Annotated in this window: 12 protein-coding genes; 8 read left to right on the top strand and 4 right to left on the bottom strand. The window is 38.5% G+C overall.

The genetic code is table 11. From position 1 onward, the window contains the following. Positions 1-10: 10 nt before the first annotated feature. A complete protein-coding gene (locus tag PZB74_RS19830; RefSeq protein ID WP_302238918.1) occupies positions 11-9,085 on the bottom strand; it encodes a T9SS type B sorting domain-containing protein in 9,075 nt (3,024 codons plus the stop codon). A 388-nt stretch (positions 9,086-9,473) separates the two neighbouring features. On the opposite strand from PZB74_RS19830, the gene PZB74_RS19825 reads away from it, so the two are divergent. Further along, the gene (locus PZB74_RS19825) at positions 9,474-10,247 is read left to right on the top strand and encodes a porin family protein (RefSeq protein WP_302238916.1); all 774 of its coding nucleotides are present in this window, start codon (positions 9,474-9,476) and stop codon (positions 10,245-10,247) included. A gap of 6 nt (positions 10,248-10,253) precedes the next feature. Here PZB74_RS19825 and PZB74_RS19820 read toward each other — a convergent pair whose 3' ends face one another. Further along, the gene (locus tag PZB74_RS19820; RefSeq protein ID WP_302238914.1) at positions 10,254-11,057 is read right to left on the bottom strand and encodes an alpha/beta hydrolase; all 804 of its coding nucleotides are present in this window, start codon (positions 11,055-11,057) and stop codon (positions 10,254-10,256) included. 149 nt (positions 11,058-11,206) lie between these two features. Here PZB74_RS19820 and PZB74_RS19815 point away from each other — a divergent pair, with 149 nt between their 5' ends. The 5 genes from PZB74_RS19815 to PZB74_RS19795 all read left to right on the top strand — a co-directional run bounded on the left by PZB74_RS19815 (position 11,207) and on the right by PZB74_RS19795 (position 19,222). Next, complete coding sequence (locus PZB74_RS19815; protein ID WP_302238912.1) at positions 11,207-11,860, top strand: TetR/AcrR family transcriptional regulator; 654 nt, start codon at positions 11,207-11,209, stop codon at positions 11,858-11,860. After that, a complete protein-coding gene (locus PZB74_RS19810) occupies positions 11,850-13,259 on the top strand; it encodes a TolC family protein (protein WP_302238910.1) in 1,410 nt (469 codons plus the stop codon). The genes PZB74_RS19815 and PZB74_RS19810 overlap by 11 nt, the downstream gene beginning before the upstream one ends. Positions 13,260-13,281: 22 nt before the next feature. Further along, the gene (locus tag PZB74_RS19805; protein ID WP_302238908.1) at positions 13,282-14,463 is read left to right on the top strand and encodes an efflux RND transporter periplasmic adaptor subunit; all 1,182 of its coding nucleotides are present in this window, start codon (positions 13,282-13,284) and stop codon (positions 14,461-14,463) included. 17 nt (positions 14,464-14,480) lie between these two features. After that, positions 14,481-17,897: an efflux RND transporter permease subunit gene (locus PZB74_RS19800; protein WP_302238906.1), complete on the top strand. Its 3,417-nt coding sequence runs from the start codon at positions 14,481-14,483 to the stop codon at positions 17,895-17,897. Positions 17,898-17,974: 77 nt separating this feature from the next. Then, on the top strand, positions 17,975-19,222 hold the full coding sequence (locus tag PZB74_RS19795) for a metallophosphoesterase (RefSeq protein WP_302238905.1): 1,248 nt from the start codon (positions 17,975-17,977) through the stop codon (positions 19,220-19,222). Here PZB74_RS19795 and PZB74_RS19790 read toward each other — a convergent pair. Together PZB74_RS19790 and dnaA are read right to left on the bottom strand one after the other, a co-directional pair. After that, positions 19,219-20,148, bottom strand: coding sequence for a hypothetical protein (locus PZB74_RS19790; protein WP_302238903.1), 930 nt, complete (start codon positions 20,146-20,148; stop codon positions 19,219-19,221). The two genes, PZB74_RS19795 and PZB74_RS19790, sit on opposite strands and share 4 nt — an antisense overlap. Before the next feature lie 11 nt (positions 20,149-20,159). Next, positions 20,160-21,617, bottom strand: coding sequence for a chromosomal replication initiator protein DnaA (gene dnaA, locus PZB74_RS19785; protein ID WP_302238901.1), 1,458 nt, complete (start codon positions 21,615-21,617; stop codon positions 20,160-20,162). Between the two features lie 626 nt (positions 21,618-22,243). Here dnaA and PZB74_RS19780 point away from each other — a divergent pair. Continuing rightward, on the top strand, positions 22,244-24,061 hold the full coding sequence (locus PZB74_RS19780; protein WP_302238899.1) for a methylmalonyl-CoA mutase family protein: 1,818 nt from the start codon (positions 22,244-22,246) through the stop codon (positions 24,059-24,061). Then, the gene (gene scpA, locus PZB74_RS19775) at positions 24,051-26,189 is read left to right on the top strand and encodes a methylmalonyl-CoA mutase (protein ID WP_302238897.1); all 2,139 of its coding nucleotides are present in this window, start codon (positions 24,051-24,053) and stop codon (positions 26,187-26,189) included. Before PZB74_RS19780 ends, scpA begins: the two co-directional genes overlap by 11 nt. Positions 26,190-26,246 lie beyond the last annotated feature (57 nt).

Here is a 26,246-nt window from a genome sequence, read left to right as displayed (position 1 = left end):
TTCCACTTGATTATCTCAGTAACTCCAAATATCCAGATACAGGTTCTTCGCCATTCTGCTTGTCTATTATGTAGAAGTATGTTCCTTCTGGAAGCTCGGCACCGCCAATGTACAGACCTCGGTTTCCTTTACCTTCAAAGAAAACTTCATCATTATCATAGTCATGCTCTTCGTAAACTATGGCCCCTGCTCTGTTGTAAATCTTCACAATGTTTCTTTCATACTGCCCAATACAGCTGACAATAAACTTGTCATTCTTCCCATCACCATTGGGCGAAACACCGTTGTAAACATGTATTTCAGATTTTAACTCGGCAGTCTTGGTATGCTTACACCCTTGATCGTCAGTAATAGTGACTTCATAGAAACCTGCAGGCTGATTAATCAGGTTAAAACCTGAAGCGTATCCATCCGGAGTAAGCCATTCTATGTCTACAATCTTGATAGCCTCTACAAAATCCACACGGATAGTACCGTTAGACTCTGTACAGTAAGATGGCGTAGAAACTATCTCAAATTCAGGTGTATAAATATTTTCACCTATAGTTAATGAGGCTGTTTCTGAACTACAACCAGTCAAAACATTAGTAGCATAAACAGTATAGTCACCAGCTGCCAGGAAGTTGGCGGTATTACTTCTTGAGCTTCTGAAAGCAACTTCTCCTTCACTATTGATCCAGGTGTATTCGTAATCTACATTAGGATCTATCATAGTGCTATCAAGAACAGCTGTAGCACTTCCGTTAGGCGCATCGCAACGAGTGATAGGCGTAGTACTTACCACGGGTGCTGGCAGAGTAGTAGTATCAGGTATAGCTATCACCTCGCCAGTAAAGCTTCTACTAATACAACCAGTTACTTTATCTCTTGCTAATACCGTATACTGCCCGGGAGTAAGTTCAGCTATCACAGGGCCATCAGCGATAGGCTGACCAGATGTATCTGTACCATCGTACCAGAAGAAGTTGTATCTGGAAAGCTGTCCTTCAACAGCAACACTTAGCTGTCCGTTGGGTACACTATCATCACAGTTAGTCATTTGAAAGTCGTTGTTTATTTCCAGCATGATTTCATCTCCACGACGATCTTCTATGACTACTTCAGTATGAACTGCCTGACAGTATGGCTCACGTTCATCTTGTACCACCAGGGTATAGGTACCGTCAGCTAAACCTTCTATAAGCGTGTTGTTAGTGGCAGAAGAGATAGGCTGCATATTGCTTCCTGTACCACTGTACCAGTTGATAAGGTACTCTCCGCTTCCACCATTGATATTAGCAGCGATCATACCATTAGGTTGTATACAACTACTAAGATTGACGGTAGATGTGCTGACCACTATAGGTACCTCTATACCTTCAATATTGTAGGTACGCGTGGTATTACATCCAGTTAGAGTATCTTCTACCCAAACGGTATAAGCTCCAGGTACAAGTTGATCAATTTCCAAAGAATTATTAAATCCAATAATGCTATCCGCCGGATCAACAATACTGTTACCACGATACCAGCTTGTAATAATATCAGTGCTGTTTCTTACCTCTATTTCAATCTCTCCTTCAGGGAAATTAGATGGATCACAGGCTAAAATAGGATCAGAGATATCATCTAAAACTACAATCAGAGGTTGAGATTCATCTTCAATAGTTACCTGAACTGGTAAAGTTTCGCATCCGGTAGTAGGATTAAATGCCTGTACGTAATAGGTTCCGGCAACCAGACTATCTGCGGTAATTGAGTTAGCATCCAGCCCATAAGTAGGATCTGTAATTTGTGTTGTAAGATCACTTTCAAACCAGCGGTATTCAAAGTCACTTAGGTCAAGAACATCTCCTCTTAATGTTACAGCAGAGACCTCGGCAGCTCCATTTCCATAGCAATTAGTTTGGTCTGACAGCTTGGTAAGTGAAAGTACCGGTTTATAAACTCTTTCGTTAATGGTAAACTCAGCAGAATCTTTACATAAAGTAGATTTATTAGTCATTACCACTTTATATGTACCATTAACCAGATTGCTAATACGACTACTGTCCGCATTATAAACTGTGAATGTAGGCATAGCAGAACCATCAGGCATTGACCATTCGTATCTATAGCCCAATGCTGGGGTGTTGGCAGGGTCAAATTCTCCACCAAAAACTTCAATCTCACCTTCATTGTCACCAGTACAACTTATAAAATCAATGATTTCCTTCTTGAATATAAGAGTCTCAGTACTTTCATCATCTACTACAAGCTGTAAGCGATTTTCACTACAGTTGGTGGCTGTATTAGTTACGTAGACATAGTAAGTACCTGGGTTTAGACCGCTGACTGTATTAGTTGTAATAGCATTACTACTTGCATCAACTATTTGAGTTAGATCATCACTGTACCTCCACTCAAAACTAAAGTTGGAAAACTCAGGGTCAGAAGGGATATATACAGTACCTTTTTCTTCAATTTCAGTAATAGTGATGCTTCCATTACCATAACAGCTAGAGTTAGGAATGACTTCTGCACTTTGGGCAGTAAAGTCCGGAGCTTCTGGTTCATAAGTAATTGTATCGCGGATTATTTTAGTACACTGTGTATCATTGTTAAGAATTGTTGCGATATAAACGCCTGCAGATAAACCTGAAAGTGTATTTGTTTCTGGTTGAGTTCCACCTGCTGTACCTGATGAAGTAGATTGGCCAGTGATATCGGTACCTGATTCGTCTTCCCAAGTGATGGTATAGGCAGTTGGGTAGGTTACATTTCCATCATCATCTTCATCATAGACGCTTAGTGTAATTACTCCATCTCCAGTCACCGGATCGCAATTACGATCAGGTACATTAGATGTAATGCTGATCTGAGTTTGTGGAGTCTCGTCTTTTATTTCAAATGACTGATGAACAGAAATACAGCCGGTAGTATTATCAATAGCATATACAAAATAGGTTCCTGCATTCAAACCTGAGACAGAGGAGCCATTGTGAATAGCATTGTTAATGATATCAGCTGAAGTAGACTGTACGGTATTGTGCCAGTAAAATTCATAATCTGTCACATCTGTAATATCTGTAGAAGCGTCTGCAATAATTTGAGCTTCTCCATTATCTGGTGAGCATACAGTCTTATTGATAAGCTGAATATTAGTTGCTGTAATATTTGGTGAGATACTGTTATCAGCTATATCTACAGTAATAATAGTATCACACTCAGTTGTTTCATCAAATAACTGGAATGTGTAAGTGGCAGATTCCAGATTTTCTAGTTGAATCGTAGTTTGCTCTAAACCAGCATCATCAATTACAGTTTCGCTTACTGTAGCAGGGAAAGGAAAAAAGCTTACACTGTTCATTGTTGCATCCACTATTTCATAACCTCCGAAGGTAGTATTGTCAGTTGAGCGTTTTCCTACGGTAATAGTTACTTCACCATCTCCATTCACGCAATAAGTATCTGCTTTGGTGGTAAATACTGCTTCCGGAGAAGTAGCAATTGATCTTACTTCAAAAGTTCTAGGGTCTGAACGACAACCCAAGGCTGCAGTACCATTAGTTAGATTGTAATCTCTCGCATCTACTACAATTACAGTATAGAACCCAGGCTCAAGTCCGGATATTTCATCTTGATTATTTGCTTTAGAAGGAGCTGCTGTAATGATATCAAAGTTGCTGATATCATCTATAGGTGATGCATTAGGAACATGATACTGAGGGTTTTCTCCTTTAAACCAATAGTAGAAGAAATCATCCGGAGTATGGCTTGAGAAATTAGGAAGTGCCAATACAGCAGGGTCTACTTCAGCTACAAGTCTACCATTGTAGGCAGCAGGGTTACAAGTTGTCACATGATCTACTGTACTTAAAGTAGCTGGTGGCACAGGGGTGATGCCCTGATCAGGAGGTAATACATAAACTGAATCTTTAAAACATCCGGTAGCAGCATCAGTAATTCTGATCATGTACTTATCTGAACGAATATTCTTTAATGAGTCAGTTACTTCTCCAGTAAGGGGGTAGGAATCATCTCCACCTTTATACCACTGATAACTGAATGGGCCAACTCCTCCTGTGATGTTAGTTACCTTAAGTCCTCCATCAGGATTAATACAGTCAGACTGAGTGGTTTCCACAAAGTCAAAGTCTAATTGCTCCTGAATTTCACTTTTAACTTCTACGGTATAAGCAATAGATAGACATTCAGAGTTTCTATTTCTAGCCTCTACTGTATACATACCAGGCTCTACTCCTGTAAGTCTGGAAGATGTAGCTGTGGGATTTGTCGCGACATCGATAGGTAATGAGGTGTCTTCTCCATAATACCATTGATAATCATAATTGCCGGGATCATCCGTTTGGGTAAATGTAGCCCCATCATCTTCAGAAAGGTCAATAGAGCTTACAAATGCTTCCCCATTGGGTGGTGTACATAAGGTCGCATTTACACTACTAAGATTAAGCTTAATTTCATTACCTTTAATAATATTGTCTTGTAAATATATGGTAGTATCTCCTGTACATCCGGTAAGTTTGTTTTCTACCTCCAGATAGTACTCGCCTACACCGATATCTACTACACCATTGCTAGTAAATGTAGCACCAGAGTTATTAACGGTAATGTCTGTTAGCACACCACCTATTAGCTGATACCAGGTAAAAGTATAATCTGTAGTATTTCCACCCACGCTTCCTTCAATAGCTCCGTTTGGATCATTTGAATCGCATGAGCTTTGATTAACGATTGTCAGGTCAATGTTGGTGATAGGAAAATCTCTCGCATCATCCACTCTAACTTCTGCGGTATCAAGGGCATGACAGGTAGAACCGTCATTTTTTACCGCACGTACTGAGTACCAACCTGTGTTAAGTCCACTTATTGTAGCGTTATTCTCACCAGTAATTAAAGTTGCGCTACCGTTTCTTACATCATTTTTGCGCCCTTCGTACCAATAAAAAGTGTAATCACTAATACTAGGAGGGCCACCAGCAGTTGACTGTATTAAACTGGCTTCAATTTCTCCACTAAATGTACTAGGGTGGCAGAACTCCTGGTCTCGAGTAACTGTGGCCGTAATTCTATCCTGATAATCAGCAGACACATCAGTAAGTGAAGTATACACTAAAGAGTCACACCCTGTAGCGGGGTTAAATATTTTGACTACATAATCATCTGCAGGTATATTGGTCAGTTCGTATTGAGTTGAAGGCTGTGGACTGTATGCGGTAGATGTATCTACCCCAATAAACCATTTAAATTCAAAATTTGAACTTCCGTTTGCCATGTCAATCTCTAGCCTACCATCAGGGTTAGCAGGGTCGCAATTGGTAACTGGAGTTTTGTCAATAGTCAGATCACCAAAGGGTGCGATCTGATCTGTAATCTGAATAGTAGAAGATGGGTTAGAGATGCAAGAAGTAGTGGTGTTTTCAATTTCTACCACATATGGACCAACTCCCAGGTTTTCAAACAGACCAGTCGTATTATTTGCCAATTCAGTACTTCCCTGGTATAAATAATATACATATGAAGCTCCTGCCTGAGGGTTTGCTACCACTGCCTGAATGCTAGCATTTGGTAAGCAGGTAGTCTGATGACTTATAGTAAAATTAGCTACGTCAGCAATTGGTAATACCGCACTCTCAGGAAGCTGAATTTGCTCTGAAGTTGTACAACCGGTGGAAGTGTGGCTAACGACGACAGTGTATATATCAGTGTCAGTGGTACTAAGTGTATCGGGAGTAAGAGCAGCATTACCTACAATCACTGCACCAGGTCCGCTCGTAATTGTTCCTCTATACCATACAAAGTCATAATCAGAAGCATTTGCAATATTTGCTCTTAGCTGACCTGTATAAGGTGCCTCACAAGAAATTTGATCTTGTACAACTTCTAAGGTTAAGTCATCAATATCAGAGACGTCGTCAATCTCTACTTCTACACCATTGCTATACCTCCCACAGTTTGTAGTGGGGTCATAAGCTCGTAGCTCATAAATACCTTCGGCTAATCCATTAAAAGTGGGGTTTGCACTATATAGGGTATCCTCGCTCGGACTTAGCTGGATAAGCATAAAATCATAATTTGCAATATTACCAGAGCTAAGCTGAGCAGTAACATTTCCATTAGGATTTTTACAGTTGGTATTATCATTTACGGTTGGATTAGGATCCAGGTCAGGTAAATCCATTGTCATATCAATAGTTTCGCTATCTGAACAACCTGTAAGTTTGTTAGTAACAGTTACCTTATAAAGGATGGGTCTAAGGTTGGTTGCTGTATCGCCTACTGCCAAAACTCCTGCTTGTTGTTCATCTTCCCATTCGATTTCGTATTGAGACTCATCTACTACTGCACCGTTTATGAGCACTCTGGCAATACCATCAGCTGTTCCCGGGTCGCAACTTGACACAGCTTGTAACTCTTCAAGGGTAATTGTTTGGGTATCTGGCCATTCTTCAAAACGCAATACAGTAACAGTATCTGCAGTTCCAAAACAGCCATAATCAGTGTTTTCTACAACTATTTGATAAGTACCTGAATCAAGTCCGGTTACGAGTGCTGTATTAGCTATTACGTCACCAGTAGCTAAGTTAGTCCAGGTAAAGGCATAGCTTGATGAAGGGAAAGGGGTATCATCAGGAGCAAGTACTTCTATCTCTCCAGTATTAGCGGCAATTGCCCCAGGGCAATTTCTATTGTCTCTGATCTTAACAGCTTTTACCGCAAAAGGAAGAGGGTTTACTGTCTCACTAACGATTGTTGGAGTGTCATCGCATTCACGAATAGTACCATTAAGTTTGGTTAACGGATAAAAATTCTCGTTAGTCATGGGCGCTCCAGTACTATCGTTCTGACCGATATCATTAAGAGATACATATAAAGTAAATGCGCCTCTCAGAGCGTTTACTACAATGGTTGTATCTACTTTTTGTCCTACTTTTATGCCACCAGGAACATCTATATCAATGGTTTCCAGATATGGACTTTCATCTGTGTTACTGTAGGAGCTAGTAGGGTCATCACCATAGAAAGATATGGGAACAGGTTTTGTAATATCAGCATCACCATTATTCTGAAAAGCCAGCCTGACCTCAAACTGATTATCTGGGCAGACAGGAGGTGTAATAAATACTCCGCCGGCAGAATCAAAATCAAGCTTAGGTGAAGGGAAGGTTAGTTGACCACAATAACTAATTCGGGGAGATTGGTTAAGAAACTTATTTAGCGAAAATGAAGCAGGGGCACTGGGGTCATTACATATCTGAGCAAAGTTTAAATGATGAGCCTGCTGTACACGAGGAATGCTTAGGTCATCATTAACATTGATATTAAAATAAGTAAACTGATTCCATACCTGCCTTGCAGGCACCCAATAGTTATTGTTCGCAGCTTTGTAAACTTTAATATGACCTTGACTTATTGATCCACTCGTATTAGTACTTGCATCCTGAAAATCATTTTCCACTTTACCGCAAGAAACAATTATTTCAGTTTCACCATCTCCGTCAACATCTGCTACGATAGGATAATCACCTTGTGTCTGTGAGCTACAGAATACCCCCGAAAGAAAGTTATTGGCAGGTTGACCTGTTGTACCGTCAACTATATATAGGTCAATTTCATCACGATACACAATTTCAGACTGACCATCACCATCAAAATCAAAAACCGCTGTTCCGGTAAATCCTGAAGAAGACTCCCAGAAATCATCATGGTTTGCCCACTCAAGATTCATGTCTTGATCTAAAGCATATAAGCTTGAACCAGACATAAAAGTAATTTCCAACTCTGGGTCAGCATCTATATTGGCAATATTTAATGTTCCTACTCCTCTTCTCCAGGTACATTGCTCACCATTATTACAAGTACCACCATTTAAGTCACGAAAATTACCTTTGATTCCACCATGTATACCATTAGCATCCCTGGCTACAGTAAAAGACCTAACCGCACTATTCTGAATGTCCCAGAAAAATATGGTGGTAGGGCCTGAAGAATAGTTTTTGGTAGTACCACCTATGATTACATCCAGAAATCCGTCCTGATTGAAATCTACAATACTTGTACTACTCCAAGACTGACCGGCCCAACCTGCTGACTTAGGAAAATACCCATTAGAGTGATAGTCAGAAGGCTTAGTTGTAGCATTATTCATATTTAGCCTTTCGGTAAGCTTTTTTCCAGCTATATCTACTGAATAAACAATATGACCAACCACGAGCTCTAAGCCGTCACAATCATTACATCCCACAAAGTTTGATGGTAAAATATCTACAGCTACTGGTGCGGTGTTTAGTTCTCTCTCCCAATTATTAGCACTGGGGTATTTGCTTGTACCGTGGCTGCCTGCTATTATAACATCTCCGGTAGCAGCATCGCGGATTTCGTTTACCTGATAAAGCTCTACATTACCATCTCCATCAAAATCAGCTAAGTTTAGCTGTCTGCCATGCATAGTATAACTTGACCTTTTCTTCCATAAGTTGGTCAAATCATGATTAAAAGCTTTAATATATCCGTTAACATCAGAGACAAATATCTCCCCAAAATCATCACCATCTACATCACCTACGGCAGGATAGCTAAATAAACTACCATTTGTTAAGTCTCCACTTGCTGATCTTTCAATTGAGCCATCAGTGCCATTCAGTATATAGATGTCATTTTCTACACTATTAAAAGTAATTACCTCGGGTGTTCCATCATTATCCACATCAGCAACCATAGGCATACCGAAGGCAGCAGCGGTACGATTACCAGATTGCCAAGACACTTCAATGTCAAATTGGTTTCCTACGGGTTGCGCCTCACAATCTGGTTTAATTGTAATGTAGTCATTAGGGTTATTAGGATCATCAAGGCAATCACCGTCATAATAATCAATAAAACCATCGCCGTCGTCGTCAACGCCATTTCCGCAGTCGGTCTCCATACTACAGTCATATCCTAAAAACTCGCAGGCAGCTGCAGGGTCATTACAGTCTATTAATCCATTGTTATCATCATCTATACCATTACCGCAGATCTCAAAAGATGACTGGGCTTTTCCTTCAATACTTAGAAAGAAGATAGAAAATGACAATATGCTTATTAATGTATATAGGTGTTTCATATGGTCAGGCATTAAAGAACAGGTGATACCTACTCATTTGACACAATATTTTATGTAAAGAAACTAAATTGGCGTCTAAGATTAATTCTTATTGTTATAAGAATATTACAATGTGTAAAGCCTGAGAATTATTTTAGTAATTTGTATTTATCTGAGATTGCTGATTGATGGAATACTGGCGTGAGAGTACTATGTAATATAGTAGAAGAGAGGAAAGAGTAATCTTAGGCGATTTGGTATAGATTTGGAGTAGTATTAGTAGTTATAAATAAAATGATGCAATACAGATTTTCTTATTTATTATTCAATTTGAGTTTTCTAAACTTGAGTATGCTAGAAAATCTTTATGTTGGCAGTAATTATTCTGATATTGACTAAGTTAACTACCTTGAAAAAGTTACTATTTTTCATATTTCTTCTTCATTTTCACTTCTCTGGTGCACAAATACTAAGAGTAGGTCCCAAAGTAGGTATACAGGCTAGCCGTGCCTATTATGATAATAAAGATTACTATGATGTGATGACTAGCCAATATGATTTAGGTTTTCATGCCGGTTTAGTAAGCAATGTTAAAGTGAGTGACCTTATTTCTTTAGAGGCTGAAATATTGTTTAACAGAGTTACTAAAAGACTAAGTGGGGTAGGGTCTGATAATTTTAATCAGGAAAAGTACAATATGTTGAGTGTACCACTGCTCTTAAGAGTCTCTAAAAAGCTTGGCTATAAAGAGTTTTATTTTAATGCAGGTCCAAATATATCTTATTGGCTGGGAGGAAAAGGGGTTTTAAGAACTTCAGAATTATTAGAAGCAAACTTGCAAGAGCTTAAATATGACATCAACTTTTATGAGATAAATGACGAAGTTGCAAACGACCTGTATGTCTTTAGCCTTACTGAGCCCAATCGTGTTCTGTTAGGTATTGATGTTGGGGTTGGAGCGCTACTTCCTATAGGACGAAATCATCTGATGTTTGATTTACGCTATAGTTTTGGGCATACCAATATGGCTAAACCTGATACACAATACATTGAGATTTCTACTTTTGAAAGTGATATGAATTACTCTAATCATGTTATAAGTCTATCTTGCGCTTACCTGATTGACTTTGATTTGTTTACAATGAGGACAAAGGGAAAATCTGTTGGAAAGAAGAAAAATTAAATACTTTTAAAATGACTCATCAATAACTTCAGAAACATCTTTTATAAGAGTATTATGACCTTTATCTAATATGAATTTTTCATAAAAATTAACTCTGTTTGTAAGTGGTTTTACCCTTTTGTCTGTGATTATCCTGTCAAAAGCTCCGAGATAGATTGTAAGTTTTACTCCATTTATGTTAATTTTTTTACTTACTCTTACAATATCAGCTCTAATTTTTCTGTAACTGAGCCAACTACAGTACACTTTTTCTCTCTTCTTTCGGGTGTTCATTTGGTACTTTGCAAATTTTATAACACCTCTATCTATCATCTTTATCTTACTTAATCCATTCGCGATTCTGAAAAAGATTTCAGGTTTGTTGACTGTATATTTAAAAAGTCTTCTGGCCCAATAAGGGTAAGTAGCTAGGTCATACCAAAAGTTTGTATCAATACCGTCTGGTGCAATAAGTAATACTCTCTCAATCGGAGTACTTAAATGTTCTAACAGGCTAAGCACTATTTTACCTCCTAAACTATACCCACATAGGCTTAACTTTTCAATTTGTTCTTCTTCTATCCATTCCTCAAACATCTGAGAAAGTTCAGTCGGTGATATCGCTTTTTCACAATTATGCCATTTACTATTTCCATGATAAAAAAGGTCAAAAGCATAGAGCGTATAATTTTTGGTAAGTGTGCTGGCTAAAGAGCTAAATACGGAGGCTTCCTGACCAAAACCATGAAAACAGATCATGATACGATCTCCAGTTCCAATTTTCAGATAATGTAGTACGGCGTTTTTAGTACAGAAATAATGGCTACTCATATATATCAAGTGTAGTATACACTTAGAACAAATCTGTGCAAAGACCTCAAAAGTAAATATTAATAAAAAAAAGCTGACATATCTAAACTTAGGTATGAGCTAATCGTTAGACGCGATAGAAACTATAAAAAACATTTAAGTTTCCTTGGTTGCAAAATGGATTAACTTATTTACAGATAGTAGTGGAGAGTAAAGAACAGATTGCGAAAGCCGCAGAAGATTTATTTCTGGCATATGGAGTTAGAAGTGTTACAATGGATGATATTTCCAAAAAACTGGCAATATCAAAAAAAACAATTTATCAGCATTACAAAGATAAAGATGAAATAGTCTGTTTGGTTACAGAGAGAGTAATGGAAAGAGAAGGAGCGCAGATAGATATGATTAAAGCTAATGCGAATGATGTAATCCATGAGTTGTTTCTGCTCTCTAAATATATACGCGAACATGGACAAAGTGTGAATCCTTCAGTTCTATTCGATCTTCAGCGCTATCATAGAAGTGCTTGGGAGATCTATCTCCGTTTTAAAGAAAGCGTTTTTTTACAATCTCTAATCAGTACGTTGAGCCGAGGAAAAAAGGAAGGTTTTGTCCGCGAAAATGTAGATGTAGAAATCTTATCACTTCTACGGTTGGAAGAAATTCAAATGGCTTATGATGCTGATATTTTTCCCAGAGACAAATTCAATTACAAAAGTGTACAGTGGCAATTGTTTGACCACTTTATTCATGGAATACTAACCAGAAAAGGAATAGAAACTTTAAAGCTTTATCAAGAAAAAAGAGACTCAAATGAAATCTAAAATTGTACCTGCTTTACTTCTTCTTATGAGCTTAGCGCTCAGTTTGCAGGCTCAACAACAGCCCGATTCAAAGGCAAAAGCAGAAGGGCCTATGAGTTTAGAGGAGTGCCTGGAGTACGCTTTCGTCAATAGCGAAAACATTAAGAATGCTAAGCTGGATATTCAAATTGCCAGGGCTGATGTAGGTGTAACAAAGTCACAGGGACTACCACAAATTGATGCATCTGTTACCTATACCAATAACTTTGCGGTTCCTACAGTATACCTGCCGGCGGAAGCTTCGGGGATGTTTAGCGGAAATGGCAATGGTGGGCAAACTCCCTCTGATGAAGAAGTAGCCATTAGGTTTGGTATAAAGCATCAATCTAATGCCACAGTAAATGCCAGCCAAATGATCTTTGATGGTTCATATTTTGTTGGCCTTAAAGCCGCAAAAGTATATTCTGACCTTACTCAAAAAGATTATTTACTTACCAAAAGTAACATTGCAGAACAGGTTTCTAAAGCCTATTATACCGCATTGGTAAATCAGGAAAGAAGCATTGATTTACGTAACAACTACTCTCGGCTGGATACTTTATTAAGAGAGACTACTTTAATGTTTGAAAACGGATTTGCAGAAAAAATTGATGTGGACCGTATTAAAGTGCAGTATAACAATGCGAAAGCTCAGTATAATAAAGCTAAACGTATGGCTGAAGTTAGTATGTTCATGCTTAAATTTCAGATGGGCATGCCCATTAATGCCCCACTGGAATTATCCGAGTCGCTATCAGCTATTGAAGGTGAATGGGAAGTAAATGGAAAAGATGAGTTTGAATATGGCAATCGCCTTGAGTTTGCTAAACTACAGGTTAATAAGGAGTTAGTGCAGTTAGATATCAGAAATAATAAAGTACAGTATATTCCAAAAATTACTGCTACTGCAAATTTTGGTTATAATAATGGAGCTGATGATCTGAGAAGACTCACTGATTTAAGTAGATGGAATGAGCTTGGCTCTTGGGGGCTTAATATGAGCATTCCAATTTTTGACGGCCTGAGAAAACATAATCTTATCCAGAAAAATAAACTTCAGCTCCAGCAACTAGAGCATTCAACCAGCCAGCTAAAAAACAATATTGATTTGGAAATTGTACAGGCAGAAGTTGATCTGGAAAGTAGTCTGGAAACATTGGAAGTTCAGCGTGAAAATCTTGAGCTTGCCGAAGAGGTATTTCGTGTAACCAAAATTAAGTACCAGGAGGGTGTAGGATCAAATATAGAAGTTACTGAGGCTCAATATGCCTTGGAACAAGCGGAAACTAACTACTATAGTGCTTTATACGATGCTTTAATTGCTAAAGTAGAGCTCAAAAAGGCACTTGGAATACTCATACAAGACCAGGAATCAAACTAATATAGTGTTAAGAATTATTGCAATGAACAAATTAAAACCTCTCATATTTAGTGTACTTCTTGTTAGTATGTATAGCTGCGGTGGAGAAGTAGATGATACTGCTCAAAAGAAACAGCAGATACAGGAATACAAACAGGAAATTAAAGACTTGCAGTCTAAAGTTAAGGCACTTGAACAGGAAGTAGCTCAGGCTGACCCTAATTATGCTGCTGCTGACAGAAATGCTACATTGGTTACGACAATTCCTGTAAAGCAAGAAACTTTCAGGCATTTTGTAGAAGTAAGAGGTGAAGTTACTTCACGTCAAAATGTAACAATTAGTGCACAGGTACCGGCCATGGTAAATCGTGTTCCCGCTACCAAAGGCCAGGTTGTACGTAAAGGTGAAGTATTAGTCGTACAGGATGCTGAAACTATACGTACTAATATAGCGGAAGTGCAAACTTCATTAGAGCTTGCAGAAACTCGTTTCAAAAGACAATCTAATTTATGGGACCAGAATATTGGATCTGAATTTCAGTTTCTGGAAGCCAAAAATGCTAAGGAGTCTTTGGAACGTAAACTCTCAACCCTAAATGCTCAGCTTAACGATTATATTATTCGTGCTCCTTTTAGTGGTACCATTGACGAAGTCTTTGTAAAAGAAGGAGAAATGGCTCAGCCCGGTGTGCCTATGGTTCGTCTGGTAAGCATGAACGATATGTATATAGAAGCAGACATTTCAGAAACATATTTAGGTCAGTTTAAGAAAGGTGATTCTGTTGAGGTAGTATTACCCTCTTTAAATGAGGAGATCAATACAACGATAAGTGCTGTTGGGCAGGTGATTAACCAAAACAATAGAACTTTTACAATTGAAGTAAAGATTCCCAGCAGTGAGAACAAGCTGAAACCAAATATGCTGGCAGAGCTTAGACTGAAAGATTTTGAAAAATCTGATGCTTTTGTAGTGCCTACTAACCTTATACAAAGCGATAACCAAGGTGATTTTGTTTATGTAGCAGTACAAGAATCTGGTACAGATAAGTTCGTAGCTGACAAAAAGCATATACAAAGAGGTAAGACTTATAACAATGAAACTATGGTGAAAACAGGCCTTTCAGGTGACGAACGCATCATAGACCAGGGCTTCAGAAATGTAGCTGAGGGAGTCAATGTCAGAATAACGGATAACAATCAATCTTTGAACGCAAGCGCACTTTAAGAAAATAGCTAGCATCCATGGACCAAAAAAATAATCAAGTAACCCGGGAGTTTGGCTTAAGTTCCTTGTCCATTAATAACCGGACAAGTGTGATGATCCTATCGTTTATTATCGTCATCATGGGGATCATCTCTTACATTAGTATGCCAAAAGAGAACTTTCCCGAAGTGGTGATTCCTACTATTTATGTAGGTACACCATATCCCGGAAACTCGCCCGTAGACATTGAAAATTTGATTACCCGACCTATAGAAAAGGAAATTAAGGGTATCAATGGATTAGATAACGTTTCTTCTACTTCTATTCAGGACTACTCTACCATCATTGTAGAGTTTACACCTGATGTGGATATTTCTCGTGCGCTGCAAGATGTAAAAGATGCTGTAGATCAGGCTAAAAGTGAACTGCCAAATGATCTGGATCAAGATCCGAATGTGTTTGAGGTAAACTTGTCGGATTTACCTATCATGTTTATAAATATTTCTGGTGACTACAGCCTAGATGAGCTAAAACAATATGCAGAATATCTACAGGATGAAATAGAGGGATTATCGGAAATACAGGAAGCAAATATTAGCGGAGCATTAGAAAGAGAGATACGCATAGAGGCAGATCCATACAAAATGGAGTCTATGAATATTTCTTTTACTGACATTCAAAATGCAATATCTGCAGAAAACGTAACTATTTCTGGTGGAAATATTAAAGCTGGTGAATTCAGGCGATCACTTCGTGTTATTGGTGAGTTTGATAATGTCTCACAAATAGAAGAAGTAGTCATCAAAAACGAAGACAATGATGTAGTCTATGTAAAAGACGTAGCTGTAGTAGAGGATACTTATGAAGAAAGAAGCAGCTATTCTCGTAGTAACAGAAATCCGGTAGTAACTCTGGATGTTATCAAAAGAAATGGAGCAAACGTAATAGATGCATCTGACAAGATTAAAGAGGTCATAGCTTCAGCTCAGGAAGTACGGTTTCCCGAAGATCTTGAGATCGTTATTACTAATGATCAGTCTAAATACACCAGAATACAGCTCAATAATCTAGAAAACAGTATCATCTCTGGGGTAATACTGGTTGTATTGGTGTTAGCATTTTTTATGAATTTAAGAAATGCGCTCTTCGTTGGTATAGCCATTCCCTTGTCTATGCTGATGTCATTTATGTTGCTCAATTTCTTTGGCATATCCATTAACCTGATGGTACTTTTTGCTCTTATTCTGGCTTTAGGTATGTTGGTTGATAATGGTATTGTGGTGGTTGAAAATATCTACCGCCTCATGGAAGAAGGTTATTCCCCTATAAGAGCAGCTAAAGAAGGAGTAGGTGAAGTTGCGTTGCCTATTATTACTTCTACTGCAACAACATTAGCGGCCTTTTTACCTCTGGCCTTCTGGAGTGGTTTGATAGGTGAGTTTATGCGCTTTCTACCTATCACCTTAATAGTAGTGCTTTCTTCCTCTCTTTTTGTAGCCTTGGTGATAAACCCGGTACTAACTTCTATGTTTATGAGGCTCAAAACCAAAACAGATAAAAGGAAGAAGAGAAAATTACTCACAATAGGTGCTGTGTTGGTTGGTATCGCCATTTTCTTCTACATCACAGGTTCATTTACCATAGCGAACCTACTAATGATAGGAGCACTACTTATTCCTTTCAATCTGTACATTTTATCACCAGCTATTGACTGGTTTCAAAACGTACTATTGGTTCGCCTGGAAAATGGTTATTCTAAGACCGTAAATTTTGCTCTGAGAGGGTGGCATCCTTATGTAATATTCTTTAGTACCGTAGGCTTGCTAGTCATCTCTATAGCATTGGTAGTTTGGAAGCAACCGAAGGTAGAGTTTTTCCCAAGCAGTGATCCAGACTATATTAACATATTTATAGAAAGGCCTATTGGTACGGATATAGAGGTTACCAACAATCTTACAAAAGAAATTGAAGACAAAGTGTTTTCTGTTATTGACAACTATGACTATGTAGTAGAGTCGGTAATTTCTCAGGTAGGGGAGGGAGCCAGTGATCCGTCACAAGGACCGAGTCCTGGAAATACACCTCAAAAGTCAAAAATTACAGTTTCTTTCGTTGACTACGAACTTAGAAGAGGAGTCTCTACCACTGAGCTTATGGAAGAAGTGAGGGATGCAATCGGTGAATATCCCGGAGCACAAGTCTCAGTAGATAAAAACCCTGTTGGCCCTCCGGTAGGTAAACCCATTAACATAGAAGTTAAAGGTGAAGAATATGACAGGCTGATTGCTGTGGTAGATCAGATAAAAACTCAGATTGATAATGCAAATATCGGAGGAATTGAAGAGCTAAAAACCGATCTAGAGACCGGTAAGCCCGAGCTTTTGGTAGATATAGATCGTGAAAAGGCCAGACGTTTTGGTTTGTCAACGGCCACCATTGCCACAGAACTTAGAACCGCATTATTTGGTAATGAAATTTCTAAGTTTAAAGATGGTGAAGATGATTATCCTATTAACCTACGCCTAAGCGATGAGTATCGCTACAATGTAGATGCCTTGATTAACCAGAAAATTACCTTTAGAGATAAATTTGGTAACCTCAAGCAGATTCCTATTGCATCTGTAGCTGATGTAGAGTATTCTTCTACCTATGGTTCTGTTAAAAGAAAAGATACTGATAGAGTAATAACGATCTTCTCCAATGTGCTTGAAGGCTATAATGCTACTGAGATAAATCAGCAGATTAAAAATGTCATTGATGATATGGAGATTCCTGCTGGCTACGAAGTAAGCTTTACCGGAGAACAACAAGAGCAGGAAGAGTCTGGGCAGTTTTTGGTAAGAGCCTTATTTATCGCTGTCATGACGATCTTTCTGATCATTGTGGCACAGTTTAACTCCATCATGACTCCTTTCATTATCATGGCATCAGTAATTTTAAGTACCATTGGTGTGTTTTTAGGTCTGGTTGCTTTTGATATGAGTTTTGTAGTAATCATGACAGGTATAGGTATTATTTCACTGGCCGGTGTAGTAGTAAATAATGCAATTGTACTGATAGATTATACCAATTTGATTAGAGAAAGACGTAGGGCAGAGCTAAATATTGGTGATGATGAAATTTTACCTTATGAAGAGATACTTCATAGCATTATTGATGGTGGTAAAACACGTCTTCGCCCTGTTTTGCTAACTGCCATTACTACTGTCTTAGGTCTTATTCCTCTGGCTATTGGTCTCAATATCAACTTCTTTACACTATTATCAGATTTTGATCCCCAAATTTACTATGGTGGGTTTAATGCTGATTTCTGGGGGCCTATGGCCTGGACAGTTATTTTCGGTCTGATCTTCGCCACATTCCTTACCCTGGTAGTAGTGCCTGTAATGTACTTGTTGGTAGACAAAATTAAAATGAGAGCATTTGACAAAAGAAAAGTCTCAAAAGCCTCTTAAGAATAACAATAAAATGAAGCTAAACCCATCTATAACTTAGATGGGTTTCTTTTTAGATAGATATTGAAGCGTTGAACATGAATAGAATGATGTTTATAAGTATTGTCGCACTGATCTTTTTACTAATGGATTGGTACGTTTTTCAAGCTGTGCGATCTGTTATTTATGATGTATTTGGTAGTTGGAGAAAATTGGTGTATGTACTGTATTGGTTAGTTACCATTATCTCTATCAGCGGATTTTTGTATTATAATATGGGAGGAAAAGCGGAAATTGGTAGAGATATGCGTACCCTTATCTTCTCATTTATCTTTATCAATTACTTCTCTAAAATTTTTGGCGTTGTGTTTTTAATGATAGATGATGTGGGACGGGCAGTACGTTGGGTTTGGCATCAATTTAATCAGCCAGCAACGCCAGGTCAGCAGAATCAGGGGATTTCTAGATCGGAATTTCTCGTTAAATCATCCATTGTTGCTTCCGCTGTGCCAGCGCTTACCATGAGCTACGGTATACTCTCCGGAGCTCATGATTACCGTATAAGAAGAACTACCGTACATCTCAAAAATTTGCCTTCTTCTTTTGATGGATTAAGAATAGCGCAGCTCTCCGATATACATTCAGGAAGTTTTTTTAACAAAACTGCCGTACAGGGAGGAATAGACATGCTCCTTAACGAAAAACCTGATGTAGTTTTTTTTACTGGGGACTTGGTGAACGACAGAGCAGAGGAAGTGAAGGAGTACCAGTCCGTCTTTGAAAAAGTAAGTGCTCCGCTAGGAGTGTATTCTGTATTAGGTAACCACGATTACGGAGATTATGCCAATTGGTCTTCAGCTCAGGCTAAAAGACAAAACCTACAAGACCTGATGAGAGTACATCAGCAAATGGGGTGGAATCTGTTAATGAATGAAAACCGATTTTTGAAAGTAGATAATGAGCAGATTGCTATTTTGGGTATAGAAAACTGGGGTACAGGTGGGTTTGCACAGTACGGAAACCTGAGTCAGGCATACGAAGGTACGCAAAACTCTCCGGTAAAGTTATTGCTTTCTCATGATCCCAGCCATTGGGATGCTCAAGTTAGACCCCAATATTCGGATATTGATATTATGTTTGCCGGGCATACCCACGGCATGCAGTTTGGCATTGAGATCGGTGACTTTAAATGGAGTCCGGTACAATATCGTTACAAGCAATGGGCGGGCCTCTATCAGAAACAGCAACAACATTTGTATGTAAACCGAGGCTATGGGTATCTGGTGTTTCCAGGTAGAATAGGGATACTTCCAGAAATAACGATTATGGAATTAAAAAAAGCTTAAGGAGCAGCTAATGGACTTACGTTGCTGATGAGGAAGATGTAATCCTGAAAATCACTATCTCCGTCCTCATCAAAACAAATTAGGTACTGGCCTTCAACGATTTCTCCCTTAGCATTTTTAAGCATAAAAACTTTGCAGGCATGTTTATCATCATTATTTAGTGATGAATCCGTATAGGCGGCGGCTGAAGCTGTGGAAATAAAAATACCAAAACTGTTTACTCCGGGATCAAACCTTAATTTACCTGAAGTCAGTCGTGGAAACAGAGTGTGGTGCTGTAGGTGCCCCCCCGAAAGGGTGCCTACTTTGCCATATCTAAGCTGATTATTCTCTTCAGTATAGAAGCCAAACGGAACCTGGCTACTACTAGAGTAACGAGCCAAAGGTGTAATTTTTACTTTATTGTCAGAAGATTGTACAAACTGAGATACCTTAATCTCGTCTCCAAGCAAGGCTTCATCATCATTGGTTTGCATCAAAGCATCTTTAACGTTAACATTTAACCCAAGCGTTTCTACTATAGTGTGTAGTTCAGGCTCTTTTTCATCTGTAGCTAAGCCAACCAGCCTTACATTAGCTTTTTTGTTTTCAAAACTTTCAGAGTAAATCTCAAGAGTTGCCAGGTAACGGCCTAACTTAGAATCAGGAGAAAAGCTAAAATTAAGTTGTACAGAGTCGTCTGCTTTTACCGTAAGGGGGAAGGTAATGGCTGTGCTCAACTGGAAGTTGGTGGCTTGCTTTCCTTTAAGAACAAGCTTTTTAATTTGAGCATCTTCACTACTTCTGTTTTGAATAGTGATGTAGCGTGATACTCCTTCGTGTTGAAGTGGAGCGCTTAGGATAAGTCTTTTTTCTACTCTTAGCCCCTGAGCTAATGATAGGCTAGGGGCTAGGAGTAGTATGAATGCATATAAGAATGGCTTCATAAGAAAAGCAGTTATTTCTTAATCTTCAGCTTGGTCTTGATGCTTCTTATTTCTTCTGCAATCTGAGGATTAGTTTCAATCATTTCCTGTACACATTTTACTGCGTGAATAACCGTAGCATGGTCTCTACCACCAAAATGGTATCCAATCACTTTCAGTGAATTTTTAGTGTACTCTTTTGCCAGAAACATAGCTACCTGCCTGGCTACTACCACATCTTTCTTTCTGGTTTTAGATTTCAGGTCTTCCAGAGTGGTATTAAACTGCTTGGCAGTAGTTTTCTGTATTTGATCAACGTTAAGTTCCGGCTCAGTATTTTGTACAATGTTCTTTAATATCTGTTTAGTCAGCTCCAGATCAATATTTCTCTCATTAAGAGAAGCATGAGCAATTAAAGAAACCAGTATACCTTCCAGTTCTCTAACATTAGTATCTACATTATACGCAATATATTCAATAACATCATCAGGAATGTAAATGCCATCACTCTGCATCTTGCGTTGGATAATAGCAATTCTTGTCTCAAAGTCAGGCGTCTGCAAATCGGCAGTAAGTCCCCACTTAAAACGAGAGATAAGCCTTTCCGTCAGTCCATGCAAGTCTCTGGGTGGGCAGTCACTTGTCATAATAATCTGCTTACCAGACTGGTGCAGGTGGTTAAATATATGGAAGAAAATTTCCTGTGTTTTTTCTTTACCAGATAAAAACTGAATGTCATCAATAATCAGAACCTCTACTTGTAAGTAGAAGTTAGTAAACTTCTGAACGTTATTGTTTTTCAGAGCCTCAATAAACTGAGAGGTAAATTTCTCTGAAGAGACATATAGTACGAACTTGTCGTCAAAGCTCCTTTTAATCTCATTCCCAATAGCTTGTACCAGATGAGTTTTTCCGAGTCCTACACCCCCATATAACATTAAGGGGTTGAATGCGGTATTACCTGGTTTCATAGCTACAGCATAGCCTGCTGAGCGTGCCAACCTATTACAGTCTCCCTCTATATAAGAGTCAAAATCATATTTTGCATTTAACTGAGAAGCCTGCTTTAAACTTTCAATGTTTTGAAAAGAAAAAGGGCCTTCGTAATTAATGTTATTTTGCTGAGGTCCTCTTCTGTTATCAGTTCTTTGTTTATTGTACGATTTTGAGTTAGCCTGATAGTTGTTCTGAGGTGCTGGTGTATTTACTGTTTGTTGTTTATTCTTCTGGTTATTGTTTTCTACAATTACAGAGTATTCTAACTGTCCATCTAAACCAATCTCAGAGTCTATTGCCTTTCTTAATAAATAGACATAGTGCTCCTCTAACCACTCAAAAAAGAACTGACTGGGTACTTGTAAAGTAAGTGTTTTATTGACTAAACGTAATGGTTTGATCGGTGCAAACCAGGTTTTAAAACTTTGTTCGCCTACATTATCCCTTATGATCTGTAAACAATTGTTCCAGACGATTTGATGATCTTTTTGCATCAGCATAGGGTTAGGGCTCATAAGCATATTCAAATTTGTCGCATTATTTAATGCTGGAAATCTTATTAACTGATGTTCACAAATTAGGTTCTCAACTGAAGAATTAACTTGCGAGGGTTGGTAAAAATGAAAAAAAAATAGAAAACAAAAAAACAGCTATTTTCTTGACTCAAATGAAAGCTTCAAAAGCTGCGTAAATAGCTATATCTCTTATAGGAAAAACACATAGGTTTATGCGTTTTATAAAAGAGTATAAACCATTAATATAGTTTAAATACTTATATTTAAATATCTGTAAATCAGTATTTTATAATGAATTAATTTTAGTAGGTATTGAGCTGATGAAAATTTTTTTGAAATTTTTTCTATAAATTTATTTGCTGATGAAGAGCGAAATTTTATGAGAAATCCGAAGTGAAAACTAGTTGAATATCAAATTAATTCAGACTTATTTTTCTTTAAATTTTGATTTAATATTTATCATAATTTATTGGTATAATCATATTTATTGTGTATGATTTATGTAAGATTTTTAATCTGTAAGCACTTGTATTTCAGCAGATGTAAATGATCACTATTTCTCTTTAGCTGGTTTATTTATTCTTTCATTTTACTTAACTTTTTGCATGTCATTACTTTACCAAGATATGAACCCACTCTTTGGAGACTTCTCATCTCATACCCTGGAGGAGTGGAAGGAGCAAGCAGCCCGAAATTTTGAGCGTAAGGATTTTCAGAAATTTTTGCTTGGAAAAGAGGTAGATGGTATTCAGATGTATCCTTTTTATACAAAGACGAATAATTCTTCACTTTTTTACAAAAACCTTCAAAAAACTGACAAAGCTTACATCCCAAAAAACTGGGAATTTGAAGATAAAATATACCTGAATCATGAGCTTAAAGAGGTGGAAGCCAACCGCTTAGCTTTGCAATTTCTTGAGCAGGGTACAGAAGCTCTTTATTTTGACTGCACAGGATTTTTCCAAGCTCCTTTATGGAAAGAATTACTTCAGGATATATTACTTGATGGGGTTTCAATTAACCTTAAATTACCCACTAATTTAAAAGTTGAAAATTTGGAATTTTCTAAGGTGATGCGTGGGCTGATCCTACTCTCACCCCTGGAAGAACATCTGCTGAAAAAGCAAGATCCCAGTTCAGGTCTGGCTTTACTTTCTGCTTTGTTAAAGAAGGATATACCTAAAATGAAGAAGCTAAGTGTAGACGGATCGTTTCTTACAAATAGCGGAGCTTCGGTAGTACAGGAGTTAGGAATAAGTTTAAGTTTGATAGTAAGCTACCTGGATTATCTGACTGATAAGGGGCATAAAGTCCATCATTTGTTTAACAACCTCAGTATTAGCCTGGGTACTCGGTCTGCCTACTTTATTGATATTGCTAAGTTTAGAGTCTTCAAAATATTATTGCAACAACTTGCTGAAGCTTATGGTCTAAGCGAGTCAGTAGATATTCCCATCCGGGCAATATCTTCCACTTATAATAAATCAGCTTATGATATAAATACTAATATGCTTCGGAATACCTCAGAAGCTATGGCTGCTGTACTAGGTGCCTGCCAATACATCTCAATTTCTTCTCATAATCTATCTGATACTACTGATAATAGTTTTGGCAGAAGAATAGCGCGTAATATATCTCACATGCTTAAGCATGAGTCTCATCTGGATTTGGTGAATGATCCGTTGGCTGGCTCTTATGCTATAGAAGAACTTACCGAGCAAATCGCTACAAAAGCCTGGGCATATTTTTTAGAAATTGAGCAGGAAGGAGGATTGTTAGAAGCATATAAAAATGGAAAGGTTCAGCGGGATATCAAACAGAATACAAATAAATACCTTAATCAGGTAAGTGGGTTGAAAAAAGTACTGGTAGGAGCAAACAGATATGCTGACAGTACAAACAAAGTTCCTGAACTAATAAAATCTAACCAGCCAAGCGGTGATTTAACTTCTATTAATGGGCCTTCTGTTATAGAAAACATTCGCTTTTCTGTAGACCAGTATGTAGCTCATGGAGGGAGTAGACCAGTATTAGGTATTCTTAAGTTGAACAATAAGGCTAAAGCTGCAATCATAAGTACCAGGGTTTCTTTTGTGCGGGATATACTCTCAACAATTGGTATGGAGAGCACATATTTATCTTCATCTTTATTTGATTTAAACCACCCAGACAACTCTCTTGAAGCATATGATGGATTAGTTATCATAAGTGATGATGAACAATATGAAATGCTTAACCCAGCTCAGCTTAAATCTATAAGTCAATCCTACTACTTTCCGCTGATTTTGGCGGGTTACCCTCCTCAGATATCTTCAGAAGCTTCAGCTTATGGCATTTTTGACTTTATTAGGTGGGGAATGCATGTTCCTGACTTTGCTCATAAATTTTTTGAACGCATTAATCTGAAGTTGAATGAAGCCTGATTTTAGAAAATATAAGTTCAGTAGTAAAGCTTCAAATGAGCAAAATACTAGTTCAGACGAAGTATGGGAGTCTCCAGAGCGAATAAAAATAGCTCCTTTCTATAGTCAAAGTGATATTGCTCATACTGATCATACCAGATTTGTAGCCGGATTACCGCCTTATCTGCGAGGTCCATATGCTAGTATGTATGCAACGCGCCCCTGGACTATTCGCCAGTATGCAGGATTTTCAACAGCGGAAGAGTCTAATGACTTTTACAGAAAAAATCTGGCCGCCGGCCAAAAGGGTTTATCAGTTGCTTTTGATTTAGCCACACATAGAGGTTATGATTCTGATCATCCCAGAGTTAGCGGAGATGTGGGTAAAGCAGGGGTAGCGATAGATACGGTTGAGGATATGAAAATACTTTTTGACCAGATTCCTTTGGATAAGATGTCGGTGTCTATGACTATGAATGGTGCCGTAATTCCTGTAATGGCTTTTTTTATTGTAGCAGCGGAAGAGCAGGGCGTTAAGCCTGAGCAACTGAGTGGCACCATCCAGAATGATATCCTTAAAGAATTTATGGTTCGTAACACTTACATCTATCCGCCTGAACCTTCTCTAAAAATTATCGCTGATATTTTTTCATATACAGCCCGGCATATGCCACGTTTTAACTCCATAAGTATCAGCGGTTACCATATGCATGAGGCCGGAGCCCCGGCAGATCTGGAATTAGGCTATACGCTGGCAGATGGTTTGGAGTATGTGAGAACAGGCTTGAAAACCGGCTTAAAAATTGATGATTTTGCCCCTCGCCTGTCATTCTTTTGGGGCATTGGCATGCACCATTTTATGGAGGTTGCTAAACTCAGAGCGGGACGTTTACTATGGGCCAGGCTCTTAAAACAATTTGATCCCAAAAATCCAAAATCTTTAGCCTTACGAGCTCATAGTCAGACATCAGGCTATAGTCTTACCGAACAAGATCCTTTTAATAATGTAGCTCGTACGTGTATAGAAGCTATGGCCGCAGTCTTTGGGGGTACGCAATCTTTACACACTAATTCACTGGATGAAGCTATAGCTTTACCGACTGAGTTTTCTGCCCGTATTGCCCGTAATACCCAGCTTTACTTACAGGAAGAAATTGATATTACACATATTGTGGACCCCTGGGGGGGCTCTTACTATGTTGAGTATCTTACAGATGCGCTTTGCCGCCGGGCTTTGCAGTTGATTAAGGAAGTGGAAGAGGTAGGGGGAATGACCAAAGCAATTGAAAAAGGTATTCCAAAAATGAGGATAGAAGAAGCTGCTGCTCGTAAACAGGCACGAATAGACTCAGCTCAGGAATCAATTATCGGAGTAAATGCTTTCCGGGTAGAACATGCCATTGGTGAAGATGAATCTTTTGATTTAAGAGAAGTAGATAATGCGCAGGTGAAAGCTGCTCAGCTTGCCAGAATTAAAGAAGTTAAAGGAAGACGAAATCAGGCGGAAGTAAAAAAAGCGCTAGAAGCTTTAACTAGCTGCGCGGCTAATAACAATGGAAATCTACTAAGCCTGGCTATGGATGCTGCTCGTAAAAGAGCAACACTGGGCGAAATTTCAGAGGCTATGGAAAAAGTCTATGGAAGGTTTCAGGCAACAGTCAAAACTATTTCTGGAGTATACGCAAGAGAAGTGTCAAACAACAAAGATTTTACAGAAGCACGCAAACTGTCTGATGAGTTTGCCAGGCTAGAAGGACGGCGTCCCCGGATAATGGTCGCGAAGATGGGGCAGGATGGTCACGATAGAGGTGCTAAGGTGATTGCTACCAGTTTTGCCGATTTAGGCTTTGACGTAGACATAGGTCCTTTGTTCCAGACTCCTGAAGAGGTGGCCAGGCAGGCGGCGGAGAATGATGTCCATGTGATTGGGGTATCCAGTCTTGCCGGTGGGCACAAAACTTTAATCCCGGAACTCAAAGCAGAGCTTAAAAAAATAGAGCGTGAGGATATCGGCATCATAGCAGGTGGTGTAATACCTCCTAAAGATTATGAATTTTTATATAAAGAAGGGGTGCTTAAAGTTTTTGGCCCGGGAACGGTAATTGCAAAAGCAGCACAGGAAATTTTGTTAGCTCTAATGCAGGAGTAGCAAAGCTTAAGATAAAATAGGTTTAAACAAAAAAACTCCATCCCGAAAGATGGAGTT

The sequence above is a fragment of the Porifericola rhodea genome (assembly GCF_030506305.1).
Lineage (GTDB): Bacteria > Bacteroidota > Bacteroidia > Cytophagales > Cyclobacteriaceae > Catalinimonas > Catalinimonas rhodea.
Note: the sequence above shows the minus strand (reverse complement) of the source record. Positions and strands in the feature narration are given on the sequence as shown.

Excerpts from the sequence above, each read along its gene's own strand:
- PZB74_RS19830 (WP_302238918.1), bottom strand. The coding sequence starts at position 9,085 with ATGAAACACCTATATACATTAATAAGCATATTGTCATTTTCTATCTTC.
- PZB74_RS19820 (WP_302238914.1), bottom strand. The coding sequence starts at position 11,057 with ATGAGTAGCCATTATTTCTGTACTAAAAACGCCGTACTACATTATCTG.
- PZB74_RS19810 (WP_302238910.1), top strand. The coding sequence starts at position 11,850 with ATGAAATCTAAAATTGTACCTGCTTTACTTCTTCTTATGAGCTTAGCG.
- PZB74_RS19805 (WP_302238908.1), top strand. The coding sequence starts at position 13,282 with ATGAACAAATTAAAACCTCTCATATTTAGTGTACTTCTTGTTAGTATG.
- PZB74_RS19800 (WP_302238906.1), top strand. The coding sequence starts at position 14,481 with ATGGACCAAAAAAATAATCAAGTAACCCGGGAGTTTGGCTTAAGTTCC.
- PZB74_RS19795 (WP_302238905.1), top strand. The coding sequence starts at position 17,975 with ATGAATAGAATGATGTTTATAAGTATTGTCGCACTGATCTTTTTACTA.
- PZB74_RS19790 (WP_302238903.1), bottom strand. The coding sequence starts at position 20,148 with ATGAAGCCATTCTTATATGCATTCATACTACTCCTAGCCCCTAGCCTA.
- dnaA (WP_302238901.1), bottom strand. The coding sequence starts at position 21,617 with ATGCAAAAAGATCATCAAATCGTCTGGAACAATTGTTTACAGATCATA.
- PZB74_RS19780 (WP_302238899.1), top strand. The coding sequence starts at position 22,244 with ATGTCATTACTTTACCAAGATATGAACCCACTCTTTGGAGACTTCTCA.
- scpA (WP_302238897.1), top strand. The coding sequence starts at position 24,051 with ATGAAGCCTGATTTTAGAAAATATAAGTTCAGTAGTAAAGCTTCAAAT.